The sequence below is a fragment of the Phenylobacterium sp. genome (assembly GCF_013822795.1).
Lineage (GTDB): Bacteria > Pseudomonadota > Alphaproteobacteria > Caulobacterales > Caulobacteraceae > Phenylobacterium.
The window spans coordinates 38,006-51,525 of record NZ_PNLB01000021.1; the positions used below are offsets into that span (position 1 = coordinate 38,006).

16 protein-coding genes are annotated in these 13,520 nt (G+C 68.9%); 8 read left to right on the forward strand and 8 right to left on the reverse strand.

The window, feature by feature from the left end; all coding sequences use genetic code 11:
* Window positions 1-21 precede the first annotated feature (21 nt).
* The gene (locus tag C0481_RS17750; RefSeq protein WP_293406267.1) at window positions 22-438 is read left to right on the forward strand and encodes a hypothetical protein; all 417 of its coding nucleotides are present in this window, start codon (window positions 22-24) and stop codon (window positions 436-438) included.
* Here C0481_RS17750 and C0481_RS17755 read toward each other — a convergent pair.
* The 4 genes from C0481_RS17755 to C0481_RS17770 all read right to left on the reverse strand — a co-directional run bounded on the left by C0481_RS17755 (window position 435) and on the right by C0481_RS17770 (window position 4,387).
* Window positions 435-1,166, reverse strand: a complete 732-nt coding sequence (locus C0481_RS17755) for a M23 family metallopeptidase (RefSeq protein WP_293406404.1) — start codon at window positions 1,164-1,166, stop codon at window positions 435-437. The two genes, C0481_RS17750 and C0481_RS17755, sit on opposite strands and share 4 nt — an antisense overlap.
* A 317-nt stretch (window positions 1,167-1,483) precedes the next feature.
* On the reverse strand, window positions 1,484-2,905 hold the full coding sequence (locus C0481_RS17760) for an NAD(P)(+) transhydrogenase (Re/Si-specific) subunit beta (protein ID WP_293406269.1): 1,422 nt from the start codon (window positions 2,903-2,905) through the stop codon (window positions 1,484-1,486).
* 16 nt (window positions 2,906-2,921) lie between these two features.
* A complete protein-coding gene (locus C0481_RS17765) occupies window positions 2,922-3,239 on the reverse strand; it encodes a proton-translocating transhydrogenase family protein (protein ID WP_056022909.1) in 318 nt (105 codons plus the stop codon).
* 14 nt (window positions 3,240-3,253) lie between these two features.
* Complete coding sequence (locus C0481_RS17770) at window positions 3,254-4,387, reverse strand: Re/Si-specific NAD(P)(+) transhydrogenase subunit alpha (protein WP_293406274.1); 1,134 nt, start codon at window positions 4,385-4,387, stop codon at window positions 3,254-3,256.
* 62 nt (window positions 4,388-4,449) lie between these two features.
* Between C0481_RS17770 and C0481_RS17775 the strand changes: the two genes are divergently transcribed.
* From C0481_RS17775 to C0481_RS17785, 3 genes are read left to right on the forward strand one after another with little or no spacing between them, the layout of a single operon-like run.
* On the forward strand, window positions 4,450-4,638 hold the full coding sequence (locus C0481_RS17775; RefSeq protein WP_293406276.1) for a hypothetical protein: 189 nt from the start codon (window positions 4,450-4,452) through the stop codon (window positions 4,636-4,638).
* Window positions 4,635-5,042 carry a hypothetical protein gene (locus C0481_RS17780; protein WP_293406278.1) on the forward strand — a complete coding sequence of 136 codons (408 nt, stop codon included), beginning with the start codon at window positions 4,635-4,637 and terminating at the stop codon, window positions 5,040-5,042. Before C0481_RS17775 ends, C0481_RS17780 begins: the two co-directional genes overlap by 4 nt.
* Before the next feature lie 2 nt (window positions 5,043-5,044).
* Entirely contained in the window at window positions 5,045-5,944 is a 900-nt protein-coding gene (locus C0481_RS17785) for a hypothetical protein (RefSeq protein WP_293406280.1), read from the forward strand.
* Between the two features lie 63 nt (window positions 5,945-6,007).
* On the opposite strand, the gene C0481_RS17790 is transcribed toward C0481_RS17785, so the two are convergent.
* From C0481_RS17790 to C0481_RS17800, 3 genes are all read right to left on the reverse strand, one after another.
* Window positions 6,008-6,241, reverse strand: a complete 234-nt coding sequence (locus C0481_RS17790) for an aa3-type cytochrome c oxidase subunit IV (protein ID WP_293406282.1) — start codon at window positions 6,239-6,241, stop codon at window positions 6,008-6,010.
* Window positions 6,242-6,331: 90 nt separating this feature from the next.
* Window positions 6,332-7,393 carry an alpha/beta hydrolase gene (locus C0481_RS17795; protein WP_293406284.1) on the reverse strand — a complete coding sequence of 354 codons (1,062 nt, stop codon included), beginning with the start codon at window positions 7,391-7,393 and terminating at the stop codon, window positions 6,332-6,334.
* A 3-nt stretch (window positions 7,394-7,396) separates the two neighbouring features.
* Entirely contained in the window at window positions 7,397-7,870 is a 474-nt protein-coding gene (locus tag C0481_RS17800) for a PaaI family thioesterase (RefSeq protein ID WP_293406286.1), read from the reverse strand.
* 149 nt (window positions 7,871-8,019) lie between these two features.
* Here C0481_RS17800 and C0481_RS17805 point away from each other — a divergent pair, with 149 nt between their 5' ends.
* From C0481_RS17805 to C0481_RS17815, 3 genes are all read left to right on the forward strand, one after another.
* Window positions 8,020-8,517 (forward strand): DUF3617 family protein, encoded by a 498-nt coding sequence (locus C0481_RS17805; RefSeq protein ID WP_293406288.1) that lies wholly within the window; start codon window positions 8,020-8,022, stop codon window positions 8,515-8,517.
* 173 nt (window positions 8,518-8,690) lie between these two features.
* Window positions 8,691-10,130, forward strand: a complete 1,440-nt coding sequence (locus tag C0481_RS17810) for an amidohydrolase (RefSeq protein WP_293406290.1) — start codon at window positions 8,691-8,693, stop codon at window positions 10,128-10,130.
* The gene (locus tag C0481_RS17815; RefSeq protein ID WP_293406292.1) at window positions 10,130-11,497 is read left to right on the forward strand and encodes an amidohydrolase family protein; all 1,368 of its coding nucleotides are present in this window, start codon (window positions 10,130-10,132) and stop codon (window positions 11,495-11,497) included. Before C0481_RS17810 ends, C0481_RS17815 begins: the two co-directional genes overlap by 1 nt.
* A gap of 34 nt (window positions 11,498-11,531) precedes the next feature.
* Here C0481_RS17815 and C0481_RS17820 read toward each other — a convergent pair whose 3' ends face one another.
* A complete protein-coding gene (locus tag C0481_RS17820; protein ID WP_293406294.1) occupies window positions 11,532-12,434 on the reverse strand; it encodes a LysR family transcriptional regulator in 903 nt (300 codons plus the stop codon).
* Window positions 12,435-12,525: 91 nt separating this feature from the next.
* Here C0481_RS17820 and C0481_RS17825 point away from each other — a divergent pair, with 91 nt between their 5' ends.
* Entirely contained in the window at window positions 12,526-13,518 is a 993-nt protein-coding gene (locus C0481_RS17825) for an aldo/keto reductase (RefSeq protein WP_293406296.1), read from the forward strand.
* Window positions 13,519-13,520 lie beyond the last annotated feature (2 nt).

A 13,520-nucleotide genomic window follows, 5' to 3' on the forward strand; every position in this document is an offset into this window, starting at 1 on the left:
CGAAACTAGGAGTCGGTGGGAATGTTGCGGACGATCTTGCGAACGGCCCTGGGCGTGGTGCTGGGCCTGCTCGTCGGCCTGCTGATCATCCTGGCGGTCGAAGGCGTCGGCCACACGATCTTCCCGCCGCCGCCGGGCGTTAACCTGACCGACCCGGCCCAGCTCGCCACCGTCATGGCCAAGATCCCGACCCCGGCCAAGTTCGGCGTGCTGCTGGCCTGGTTCCTCGGCACGCTGGGCGGGGCCGCGGTCGGCAATCTGATCGCCGGCCGCCGCCCCTGGGCCGGGCGCATCGTCACGCTGCTCGTCCTGGCGCTGTCGATCTTCAACATGTCCGACATTCCGCACCCGGCCTGGATGGCGGTCAGCGCCGTCGTCCTGATCCTGTTCGGCGGCTTCGTGGCCGACCGCGCCTTCGGCCAGCCGCGACCGCGCTAGCTGGCGACGTCCAGGCGCGCCATCACCCGCTCGCCGCCGGCGGCCTTGCGATGCTTGCGCCCGCCCGAGGCCTGCGCCACCCGCACCTTCTTCGGATAGTAGGCCGCCGTCTGCATCGGCAGCTGCTCTGCAGTGGCGAACTCGCGGCCCATGAAGGCCGTGGGATTGAGCGGCGTGTCGCCGCGACGCATCTCGAAGTGCAGGTGCGGTCCGGTCGAGATCCCGCTCGAACCGATGCGGCCGATCACGGTCCCGCCGGTCACAGTCGCGCCAGCCTTGGCCCCGCGCTCGATCCGCCCCAGGTGGGCGTAGAAGCTGGTCAGCCCGCCGTCGTGCTTGACCTCGACGAAGCGGCCGTAGGACGGGCTGGTCCCGGCCCGCACGATCACCCCGTCCTCGACGGCGGTCACCGGCGTCCCCGACGGCGCGGCGATGTCGACCCCGCGATGCAGCCGCCCATGGCTCTCCCACGGCATGCGGCGCAGGCCGAACGGCGAGTTGACGCTATGTCCGGCGACCGGCTCGCCGAACGCGAAGTCCGGCTCGGGCGGCGGCGGCGCGGGCGGGACTTCGGCGACCACCTTGGCGTAGACCGGGGCCGGCTCGGGCGCGCGCGGCGCGATCGCCGTGGTCGCAAAGGCGGCGGTGACGACGCTCAGGGTCAAGGCGACCGCGAGCAGGCCTTCGACCCAAAAGTGACGCATGCCGGCGTGCGCGGCCAAAGTCATCGAATTCAAGAACCGACCTCTTCCAGTACAGTCGAGCTATACAAGCGACCACTAGAGGTTATGTGGTCTAGCCGCGACGACGCCCCGCTCTGCGGGGAAGCTGATTGACCGCTCTTGTATCCCAAAACCCGCCACATAGGCGCACTTCATGTGACACACATTGTCGCGCCACGGAACCTTGTGCGGACTTCTTCCGCACGCATAGGCGTTGCTAAGAAATATACTCAGCTTGACTGTTTCGCCACCTGGCAGCCAACGAAAAGGGCGCGCCCAGCCCTGGACGCGCCCCCTCCGCAGTGACCTGTGATGCTCGACGATCAGAGGCCCTTGAGGATCCCCTCGACCATCTTCTTGGCGTCCCCGAACAGCATCATCGTGTTGTCACGGAAGAAGAGTTCGTTCTCGACCCCGGCGTAGCCCGAGGACATGCCGCGCTTCACGAAGAGGACGGTCCGCGCCTTTTCGACGTCCAGGATCGGCATGCCGTAGATCGCCGAGGTCGGATCGGTCTTCGCCGCCGGATTGGTGACGTCGTTGGCCCCGATCACGAACGCCACGTCGGCGGTCGGGAACTCGGCGTTGATATCCTCCAGTTCGAAGACCTCGTCGTAAGGCACGTTGGCTTCGGCCAGCAGGACGTTCATGTGGCCCGGCATCCGCCCGGCGACCGGGTGGATGGCGTACTTCACGTCGACGCCCTCTTCCTTCAGCTTGTCGGCCATTTCGCGCAGGGCGTGCTGCGCCTGGCTGACCGCCATGCCGTAGCCCGGGACGATGATCACCTTGCTGGCGTTCTTCATGATGAAGGCGGCGTCGTCGGCGGAGCCTTGCTTGACCGGACGGGTCTCGACCTTGCCGCCGGCGCCAGCCGCGGCGCTGTCGTCGGCGCCAAAGCCGCCGAGGATCACCGAGATGAAGCTGCGGTTCATCCCCTTGCACATGATGTAGCTGAGGATCGCGCCGGACGAACCAACCAGCGCGCCGGTGATGATCAGGGTGACGTTCTCGAGCGTGAAGCCCAGCGCCGCCGCCGCCCAGCCGGAATAGCTGTTCAGCATGGACACCACGACCGGCATGTCCGCGCCGCCGATCGGGATGATCAGGGTGACGCCGATCAGCAGCGCCAGGGCGAAGATGGCCCAGAACGCCCAGATCGCCTGGCCGCCGCTCATCACCAGCACCACCACCAAGCCGACGATGGCCAGGGCGATGAGGATGTTCAGCAGGTGGCGGGCCGGCAGCAGGATCGGCGCGCCCGACATGTTGCCGTTCAGCTTGGCGAACGCGATCACCGAACCGGTGAAGGTGATGGCGCCGATGGCCAGGCCCAGCGACAGCTCGATCAGCGAGGTCGTGTGCACCAGGCCGTCCGGCGTGGCGATGCCATAGGCCTGCGGCGTGTGGATGGCGGCGACCGCCACCAGACAGGCGGCCATGCCGACCAGGCTGTGGAAGGCGGCGACCAGCTGCGGCATCGAGGTCATCGCGACCTTGCGGGCGATGACCGCCCCGACCGCGCCGCCGATGGCGATGCCGCCCAGGATCAGGCCCAGGGTCAACGGGTCGAGCTTGCCCTGGCTGAACAGCGTCAGCAGCGCCGTGCCGACCGCGATGGCCATGCCGATCATGCCGTTGCGGTTGCCCGCCTGGCTGGTGGTCGGCGACGAGAGGCCCCGCAGGGCCAGGATGAATAGGACGCCCGAGACGATGTAGGCGATGGCGGCGAGATTAGCGTTCATGTTCCCCCCGCTCCCCTTACTTTTGCTTTTTCTTGTACATGGCCAGCATGCGCTGGGTGACGAGGAACCCGCCGAAGATGTTGACCGCCGCGAAGGCTGCGGCGACGGCGCCGGCTCCCTTGGAGATCAGCACGTTCTGGGTCAACTCGCCGTCCGTTCCGCTCGCCGCGGCGGCCAGCAGCGCGCCGACGATGATCACGGACGAGATGGCGTTGGTCACCGCCATCAGCGGGGTATGCAGCGCGGGCGTCACGCTCCAGACGACGTAGTAGCCCACGAAGATCGCCAGGACGAAGATCGCCAGGCGGAAGACTGTTGGATCGACGGCTTCCATCGGTGCGGCTCCGGTCAGGCGGTCAGGTTGGGATGGACGATCGCGCCGCCCTGGGTGACGAGCGCGGCCTTCAGGATCTCGTCTTCGAAGTCGGGGGCGAACTTGCCCTCCTTGTCGAGGAACAGCCCGGAGAAGGCGAACAGGTTGCGGGCGTAGAGCGCGCTGGCGTCGGCGGCGATGCGGCCCGGCAGGTTCGACTTGCCGAGGATCTTCGCGCCGTTGGCGGTCACCGCGACCTCGTCCAGCTTTGCCCCCTCGACGTTGCCGCCTTGCTCTATGGCCAGGTCGACCAGCACCGAGCCCGGCTTCATCGACGCGACCTGCGCGGCGCTGACAAGCTTGGGGGCCGGCCGGCCGGGGATCAGCGCCGTGGTGATGACGATGTCCTGCTTGGCGATGTGGCTGGAGACCAGCTCCGCCTGCTTGGCCTGGTACTCGGCGCTCATTTCCTTGGCGTAGCCGCCAGCGGTCTGGGCGTTCTTGAACTCTTCGTCCTCGACGGCCAGGAACTTGGCGCCCAGGCTCTCGACCTGCTCCTTGGTGGCTGGGCGCACGTCGGTGGCGGTGACCACCGCGCCCAGGCGGCGCGCCGTGGCGATCGCCTGCAAGCCCGCGACGCCGACCCCCATCACGAACACCTTGGCGGCGGCGACCGTGCCGGCCGCGGTCATCATCATCGGCAGCGCCTTGCCGTAGGCCTCAGCGCCTTCGATCACGGCGCGATAGCCGGCGAGGTTGGCCTGCGAGGACAGCACGTCCATGACCTGAGCGCGGGTGATCCGCGGCACGAACTCCATGGCGAAGGCGGTCGCGCCCTTGGCGGCCAGCGCCTTCAGCGCGTCCTTCTCAACGTACGGATTGAGAGTCGCGACGACGACGGCGCCGCTCTTCAGCGCCGCGATCTCCTCGTCCACCGGCGCGCGCACCTTGAACAGGATGTCGGCCTTGCCGATAGCGTCCTTGGCGGTCTTGGCCAGGGTCGCGCCGGCCGCCTCATAGTCGGCGTCGACATAGCTGGCGGTGGTTCCCGCCCCGGCTTCCACGGTCACCGCAAAGCCGGCGGCTATGAGTTTCTTGACGGTCTCTGGGGTCGCGGCCACGCGCGTCTCCCCCGCGCGGCGTTCCTTGGTGACGGCGATCGTCGTCATGCGCCCCTTATCCCCCTACTCGTTCCCTACCTGACGGCGACCATAGAGGCCGCCGCCAGCCGTTGTCCAGCGACCGCAGCGCAACATTCAAACAAATGTTTGACGATCAACCCCTTTGGCGCTCAGGGTTTGTCGATGGCCCGTCGCCCCTGGTCGAACGCCAGTCCACGCCGGTCGAAGCGCGGCTGACCGCGCCCCTCATCCGCGTCACCGGTTCGCCGCTCAATCCAGAAAAAGTCGGTGACCTGTGAAAAGAACTGCACTTGTCCTGTCCGCCGCGCTCTCGCTCGCGGCTATCCTCGCCCCACCCGCCCTGGCCGACGGCGCCATCCGCCACGGCGACGACACCCTGACCTGCGAGGCGCTTTCCGCCGAAGCCGGCAAGCTGGAGGACGCCGAGGTCCGCCGGGCCCAGCGGGCCGAAACCGGCCGCAAATTCATGGGCTTCGCAGGCTCGGCGCTAGCCTCCGCCGGCCCCGGCATGATCGCCCGCGCCGATGCCGGAGAGGGGACCATTCTTGCCCAGCAGATGATGCGGTCCGTCGGCTCACAGGCCTCGGCCACCGCCGCCCAGGGCGCCGCCCCGCCCCCAGCCGGGCCGCAGGCGCGCCGCCTCGAACGTGTCAGGACCCTGATGACCGAGAAGAGCTGCTGACCATGCGCTTGCCCCTCATAATCCTCGCCACGCTCGCCGCGGCCAGTCCGGCGTTCGCCGAGCAGAGCCCAGCCTCGGCCGCCGCCAAAGGCCGCATCACTCCGCTCAGCGTCCAGGTGATCGGCTCCCTGCCGCCGGCCGAGGCGAAAGCCTTCACCGCCAAGGCTGGGACGATCATCGACAAGGTGCTGGCCACGCCGGCCCTGCACCAGCCGCGCGGCTTCTCGATCACCCGCTCCCTGACCATCGACAGCCCGCCCAGCGACCAGCCGCAAGGCCAGCCGTTCCTTGGCCGCGCGACCATGATCCCCCAGATGATCGACCTGGAGGCCGGCGCCAAACCCGACGCCGCCGGCGCCTATATGGGCCGCCTGGAGGGCCCGCCCCTCCAGATCCGGTTCAACAACCTGGCGGCGCTCTACCCCAACGACAACGGCGAGCGCCTCGACCAGCCGCGCGACCTGCCGCTGACGATGACCCCAATCGGGGGCTTCCCCGTCTTCCAGGTCGGCATCCGCCAGGTGATCCTGATCACCAAGCCGGGCCGCCAGCCCTACCGGCCGATGACCAAGGGCGAGTACCTCGACTGGCTGGCCAAGGAGATCCCGAGCGACGTGCGCCTGACGCCGACCCGGGCGGCGTTGACCGGGCAGCAGCTCGCCGCGCCGGCCTGCGCCAGCTCGCGTCTGCGCGAGCTGTTCGGCGACTGCGCCGCAGGCGCGGCCCAGCTCGTCCGCCTCAACCCGGACTACTTCGACAAGGGCGCGCGAAAGGGCGCGATCCAGCTGGTGGCGATCTCCACGCCGATCCCCGGCGGCCACGGCCACAAGATCCTGGAGCCCAAGCTCAAGGCCGCCGCCTCCGAGCTCGACCTGGCCTCGATCCAGGCGCTGCTGGACTAGAACGCAAAAAGGCGGGCGCCGTCGCCGGCGCCCGCCCTTCGAATGCTTGGAACGCGATCGCCCTTAGTGGGCGTCGTCGCCGCCGTGCTCGCGCAGCACGAAGTAGCCGCCGACCGCCATGATCACGCCAACCGCCAGGCTGCCGAGGAAGCTCGTCGGGGTGCAGAACGCCAGCACCAGGAAGACCAGCAGGGCGGCGAGCGCCAGCGAGCCCCACTTCGTCAGCATGACGAACAGGTGGTAGGTCGAGGTCTGCTCGTGGATGTCCATGTCGCCGCGGTGGTATTCGGAAGCCATGGCGGAGCCGTCTCTCTCTTCGAAAATTCTGTTGCCGCCGGACCTACACGAACCGCAGGCCGGCCTCAAGGGTTCCTGGCGCCGCTTGTCTTAAGCCGGCCACACGGCCAGCAGCGAACGCAGCGCCGCCACCAGGGCCAGCGGCTGGTCGACCATGACGTGGTGGGCGGAGTCAGGGATCGCGATCTCCAGGATGTCGTCGGGCAGCGGCGTCGTCTGACCCTCGGTCCGGCGGGTGATGATCACCGAGCGGTCGCCGAAGATGTGCGCCAGCGGCACATCGACCTTGGGCTTTCCGCCGACCATCATCTGGTTCATCGCCGTGCGGTCGAGCTTGTTCCACATGTTGGGGTCGAACCGCCAGGTCCAGCCCTCGCCCGAGCCGTCCTCCATCGGCGCGCGCTTCAGCGAGCGGCGGGCGATGAAGTCGGCGATGAAGAGGTTGCCAGCCACCTGCGGCGGCATGAAGCGGAAGCGGGCCAGCGCCGCCTCGATGGTCGGATAGACCTTCTGGGCGCGGTCTGGGGTCGGGATATTGGCGACCCGCTTGGCCTGCTCCTCCAGCATGCGCTTGCCTTCGGGGCTGTCCGGCGGCGGGCCGCCGAAGCCGACGTCGACCATGATAGCCGCCTTCATCCGCTCGGGATGCGCCGCAGCGGCGAAGAACACCTGCGACCCGCCGAACGAGTGGCCGATGTAGATCGGCTTGCCGGCCGCATAGAGCCCGGCCGCCTGGGCGCAGGCCTCGGCGTCCTCGGCGAAATCCTGGAAGGCGTAGGTCTCGCGCCAGTCCGAGGCGCCCATGCCGGCCAGCGACATCGAGGCGACCCGGTAGTTCTCGGCCAGATAGGGCGCGATGAAGCTCCACCAGTCAGCGTGGGCCGAATTGCCGTGCACCAGCAGCAGACCCGGCTTGCCGACCTCGCCCCAGGTCAGCAGTTCGATCTGCGTGCCCTTCGAGGTCACGAAGCTGCGCTCCGGCTCCTGGGCGATGGCGTCGAGGAACCAGGCCGGCGCATCGGGCTCGCGGCCGCGGAACGGCAGCAGCGGCGCCTGGACCTCGGGCGGCAAGCCGCCCGGGCTCGGGACCGGGCGGTCGTCGTCGTAATAGCCGACCGGCGCGCCTTCCTTGATCGCAGGATCCATGGCCATGGCTTACGCGCCCCTCTTTTCCCGCTCGCCCGGCTTGCGCTGGATGGAGCGGATACCCTTGTAGACGCCGGTGCCGGTCATCAGCGTGCGCTCGGCGCACCAGATCCGGCCGCGGACGGTGAACACGTCGTCCTGCTCGGCGATGATCTCGCTGGAGCCCTCGATCCACTCGCCCATGTGGGCGCCGGAGAGGAAGTCGGTCGTCAGGCGCACCGTCACCCAGCCGATCTCGCGCTGGTTGGAGATCACCCGCCCCCAGGCCATGTCGGCGAAGCTCATCAGCATGCCGCCGTGACAGTTGCCCATGCCGTTGGCGTGGTGCTCCTCGACCCGGAACGCCATGATCTCGTCGTTCGTGACGGGGTCGCGCTTGGAATAGAACGGGCCGACCGTGCGGCCAAAGCCGCGCTGCCAGAGGTTGATGACAAAGCCGTCGGGAACGACGGCGGCCTGCACTTCGGTCAGATCGTCGGACATCGTGCGTTGCTGATGAACGGGCGTTTGAAAAATGGCAAGCGCCGAAACACCCCAGCGGCCCGCACATTCCTTGGCGCCATGGTCGCGCTTCGTGCGTTGTGGCTTGGCCGATACGCCCTGAGGTGGTCGGACCAACATCGGAGGAACGCATGCGTATCGCACTCAGCCTGGCTCTGGTCGCCGTCCTGGCCGCCGCCTGTTCCAAGAAAGAGGAAGCCGCCAAGGCGCCCGAGGTCGCGGCCCCGGCCGCGCCCGTCGCCCCGGCCGGGCCCGCCGTCGCCGCCGCCGACCTGGAAGGTCCCAAGCCCGGCAAGTGGAAGATGACCACCACCCTGTCGGCCGCGCCCAAGCCGATCACCGCCGAGACCTGCGTCGCCAAGACCAGCTTCAAGGACATGGACGCGGCCAAGCAGAAGGCCGGCATGACCTGCTCCGAGCAATCCTACCGCCGCGAAGGCGCTGACATCGTCGGCCACAGCGTCTGCACGATCCAGGGCGGCATGAAGGTGATCACCGACAGCCGCATCTCGGGCGACTTCACCAGCCGCTACACGGTCGAAGCCAAGACCGTCATGGACCCGGCCCCGACCCCGGCCATGAAGGAAACCACCATGAAGATCACCGCCGAGCGCATCGGCGACTGCTGAGTCCCGCCTCGCCGATCGTCATCGCCGGGACAAGCCTGGCGATGACGATCAAGGCGGGGGAAAAACCAACCCCTTCTGACCCCGATTGGTCGCAAAGCTGTCCGCTCAGCCTTCCCCACGGCGCAGGTTCCGGCCTATCGTTCCGGCCAGTTCGCAGGGGAAGTTTTCCGACGATGAGAGTTCTGACGACGGCGGTCGCGGTGTGCGCGGCCGCGGCCCTCAGCGGTTGCGCCAGCACGGCGGCGACCACCAGCAAGCCAGCCGCCGGCGACAGCGCCAAGGCCAAGCCGCTGCCTAAGGGGCTCGACTCCGGGCGCGGCGAAGACGCCTACGCCTCGACCTACCGCCCGCTGCCCAGCCGTCCCACCGCGCTGGTCGACGCGACCATCTTCACCGGGACCGGAGAGAAGATCGAGCGCGGCGTGGTTCTGATCCGCGACGGCAAGATCGAAGCGGTCGGCGCACAGATCGTGCCCCCGGCCAGCTACGACATGGTCGACGCGGACGGCAAGTACGTCACCCCCGGCTTGATCGACGCGCACTCGCACCTTGGCGTCTATCCGTCGCCGGCCGTGCCCGCCCACTCCGACGGCAACGAACTGACCGACCCCAACACCGCCGGCGTCTGGGCCGAGCACTCGGTCTGGCCGCAGGATCCCGGCTTCAACCTGGCCCGCGCCGGCGGCGTCACCACACTGTTGGTGCTGCCCGGCTCCGGCAACCTGATCGGCGGCCGCTCGGTCACCCTGCGCAACGTGCCCGCCCGCACCGTCCAGGACATGAAGTTCCCGGGCGCGCCCTACGGCCTGAAGATGGCCTGCGGCGAGAACCCCAAGCGCGTCTACGGCAGTCGCAACCGCGCCCCTTCGACCCGTATGGGCAACGTCGCCGGCTATCGCACCGCCTGGATCAACGCCGCCGACTACGCCCGCAAGTGGGACGACTACCGCGCCAAGGCCGACCGCGGCGAAAAGGCGGACCCGCCCAAGCGTGACCTGCAGCTCGAGACCCTGGCCGGCGTGCTGAGCGGCGAGATTCTGGTCGAGAACCACTGCTACCGGGCCGACGAGATGGTCCAGATGATCGGGATCGCCCACGAGTTCGGCTACAAGATCACCGCCTTCCACCACGCGCTGGAGGCCTACAAAATCGCCGACATCCTGGCCAAGGAGGACATCTGCGTCGCCACTTGGGCGAACTGGTGGGGCTCCAAGCTGGAAGCCTGGGACGCGGTTGAGGCCAACGCCCCGATGATCCACGCGGCGGGCGGCTGCGCGATCATCAAGTCCGACGACCCCGACGTGATCCAGCGCCTGAACCAGGAAGCCGCCGAGGCGCTCTCGGCCGGCCGCGCCGCCGGCTATCAGATCACCGAGGGCGAGGCGATGAAGTGGATCACCCTCAACCCGGCCAAGGCCATCGGCGTCGACAAGCAGACCGGCAGTCTCGAGCCGGGCAAGCGCGCCGACGTGGTGCTGTGGGACAAGAACCCCTTCTCGATCTACGCCAAGGCCGAGCGCGTCTATCTGGACGGCGCCATCGCCTATGACCGTCACGACCGCCGCTACCAGCCCAAGTCGGACTTTGAACTCGGCCAGGGAGCGGGCCGCTGATGCGCAAGCTTGTCGTTAGCCTGGCGGCGCTGGCCGCCGCCCTCGCCGGCCCTGCGCTCGCGCAGTCCGTGGTCATCACCAACGCCCGCGTCCTCACCGCCGGTCCGGCCGGCGAGATCGCGCACGGCCTGGTGATGATCGACAAGGGCAAGATCACCGCCGTCCTCGACCAGACCACGGTCCGCTTGGCGTTCGCGCCTGGCACGCAGGTGATCGACGCCCAGGGCGGCGTCGTCACCCCCGGCTTCATCGCCCCCAACGCCCTGCTCGGCGCCGTCGAGGTCCGCTCGCTCGGCGACGACCTGGTGGTCAACAACCCCGACATCGGCGCGGCGTTCGACGTGCAGTACGCGTTGAACCCGGCCTCGACCCTGATCCCGGTCGCGCGCATGGCCGGTATCACCCGAGCCATCGTCACGCCGATCTCGGCCGGCGGCGGAGGCGGCGGCGCCGACTTCCACGCCGACGACGGCGAGGAGCTGATGACCGCGGGCGGCGGCGGCGGCACGAAGTCCGCGGCGCTGTTCGCAGGCCAGGCCGCCGTCATCCACCTGGGCGAGGCGACCGAGATCCTGGTCAAACCCAAGGTCGGCATGGTGGTGCCATTCGGCGACGGCGGGGCCAATGTCGCCGGCGGCGCGCGCGGGGCCGAGATCGTCGCCCTGCAGACCGCCTTCCGCGACGTGCGCGACTACATGCGCAACAAGGTCGCCTACGACCGCGCCGGCGTCCGTGACCTGGCGCTGTCCAAAGCCGACCTCGAAGCCCTGATCCCGGTGGTCGAGGGTCGGATGCCGATCATCGCCGTGGTCCATAAGGCCTCGGACATCCGCGCAGTGCTGAAGTTCGCCCGCGAAGAGAAGGTCAAGGTGATCCTCTCCGGCGCCGAGGAAGGCTGGATGGCGGCCCGCGAGATCGCCGCCGCCGGCGTCCCGGTGATCATTGACCCGCTGTCGGACCGACCCGAGACCTTCCAGACCCTCGGCTCCAGCCTTGAGAACGCCGGCAAGCTGCATGCGGCCGGGGTCACCGTCGTGCTACAGGGGAGCGGCGGCGCCCACCGCATCCGCGAGCTGCGCTACAACGCGGGCAACGCGGTCGCCTACGGCATGCCCTACCAGGCGGCCCTGGCGGCGATGACCATCAACCCGGCCAAGGTGTTCGGCGTCGACGCTCAGGTCGGCTCGCTGGAGCCGGGCAAGGACGCCGATGTCGTGGTCTGGACCGCCGATCCGTTCGAACCGCTGAGCCAGCCGACGGCGATCTTCATCCGCGGCCAGGCCCAGCCGCTGACCTCCCGCCAGATCGAACTGCGCGACCGCTACAAGGACCTCTCGGGGCCGTACCCGCCGGCCTATTCGCGCTGATCCAAGAGTAGATCCTCCCCTATGCGGGGAGGATCTACTCCGCCCGCCCCCGCTCGGCCTGAATGAAGTCGATGAACGCCCGCAGCGGCGGCGGGACGTGGCGTCGGCTCGGATAGTAGAGCGACGGCCCCGGGAAGCTCGGCAGCCAGTCCTCCAGCAGGCTGGCCAGCCGGCCCGCCGCTATGTCCTCGCGGACATAGCCCTCGAACGTCGTCCAGAACCCGACCCCGTCGATCGCCGCGCGCCGCTGTAACGCGACCTGGGTCGAGACCAGCCGCGACGGCGGATCGATCCGCACCACCTGACCGTCCTTCTCGAACTCCCAGGGAAACATCACGCCGCTGGTGAAGCGCTGGCGGATCGCCGGCAAACCCATCAGGTCCTGCGGCGTCTGGGGGCGGCCGTGCGCCGCGATCAACTCGGGCGCCGCCACCAGCACGTAGCGCTGCCGGCCGCCGAACGGCACCGCGACCATGTCCTGGTCCAGGTGCTCCTCCCAGCGGACGCCGGCGTCGAACCCCTCAGCGACGATGTCGATGCGGCTCGACTGGCCGACGATCTCCAGGCGCACGCGCGGATGCTGCTCGAGGAAGCGAGCCACCAGCGGCGCCATCACCAACTCGACGGCCGGCTCCGGCGCGTTGATCCGCAGCAGCCCGGCCACGGTCCCGGCGCTCTCATGAACGCTCTCGACTGCGGAGGCGATCTCGCCCAGGGCCGGCCCTAGACGCTCCAGCAGCCGCTGTCCGGCCTCGGTGGGCGAGACGCTGCGAGTGCTGCGGTTCAGCAGCCGCAATCCCAGCTCGCTCTCCAAGTCGCGCACCGCCTGGCTCAGGGTCGAGGCCGACACCCCGCGCAGGATCGCCGCGCGCCGAAAACTCCGCTCGCGCGCCACCGCGGCGAAGGCGTCGAGATCGGCGAGGTTCAGATGGCGCATTGTGCTGATTTCCGAACAGCTCGTGAGGGTATGAGCGGATTATCGGATGAATGGCGCGGACCTAATCTGGGGTCAACCAAAGGAGCCCCACATGCAGACCCGTCAGCTCGGCCGCACCGGCCCCGTCTCTTCCGCCCTCGGCCTCGGCTGCATGGGCATGTCCGACCTCTACGGCCCGGCCGATCGCGATCAGGCCCTGGCCACCTTTGCAGGCGCCCGCGCCGCGGGGATCACCCTGCTCGACACCGGCGACTTCTACGGCATGGGCCACAACGAGATGCTGGTCGCCGAGGCCTTGGCCCAGGTGCTCCGTGACCAGGCCATCGTCAGCGTCAAGTTCGGCGCCCAGCGCGGCCCTGACGGCGGCTGGCTCGGCTATGACGCCCGGCCCGTCGCGGTGAAGTGCGCCCTGGCCTACAGCCTCAAGCGGTTGCGGACCGACTATGTCGACATCTATCGCCCGGCCCGCCTCGACCCCAACGTGCCGATCGAGGACACCATCGGCGCCATCGCTGAGCTGGTCCAGGCCGGCTACGTCCGCCACATCGGCCTCTCCGAGGTCGGCTCCGAAACTCTACGGCGCGCCGCCGCCGTGCACCCGATCGCCGATCTGCAGATCGAATACTCGCTGATCTCGCGCGGCATCGAGGACGGGGTGCTGCAGACCTGCCGCGAGCTCGGCATCGGGATCACCGCCTACGGCGTGCTCTCGCGCGGGCTGATCAGCGGCCACTGGTCGACGGGCTCGGGCCCTACCGACTTCCGCAGCCACAGCCCGCGCTTCCAGGGCGATGCGCTGGCGCACAATCTCAGCCTCGTCGAAGGCTTGCGCGCCTTCGCCGCCGCGCGGAACGTCACCCCGGCCCAGGTCGCCATCGCCTGGGTCGCGGCCCAGGGCGACGACATCGTGCCGCTGATCGGCGCGCGCCGTCCCGAGCGGTTGGCCGAAGCCCTCGGCGCGGTGGACCTGCTACTGACCGCCGCCGACCTCGCCGAACTGGAGCAGATCGTCCCCAAGGGCTCGGCGGCCGGCGACCGCTACGCCCCGCAGCAGATGGTCATGCTCGACAGCGAGCGAGGGTGATC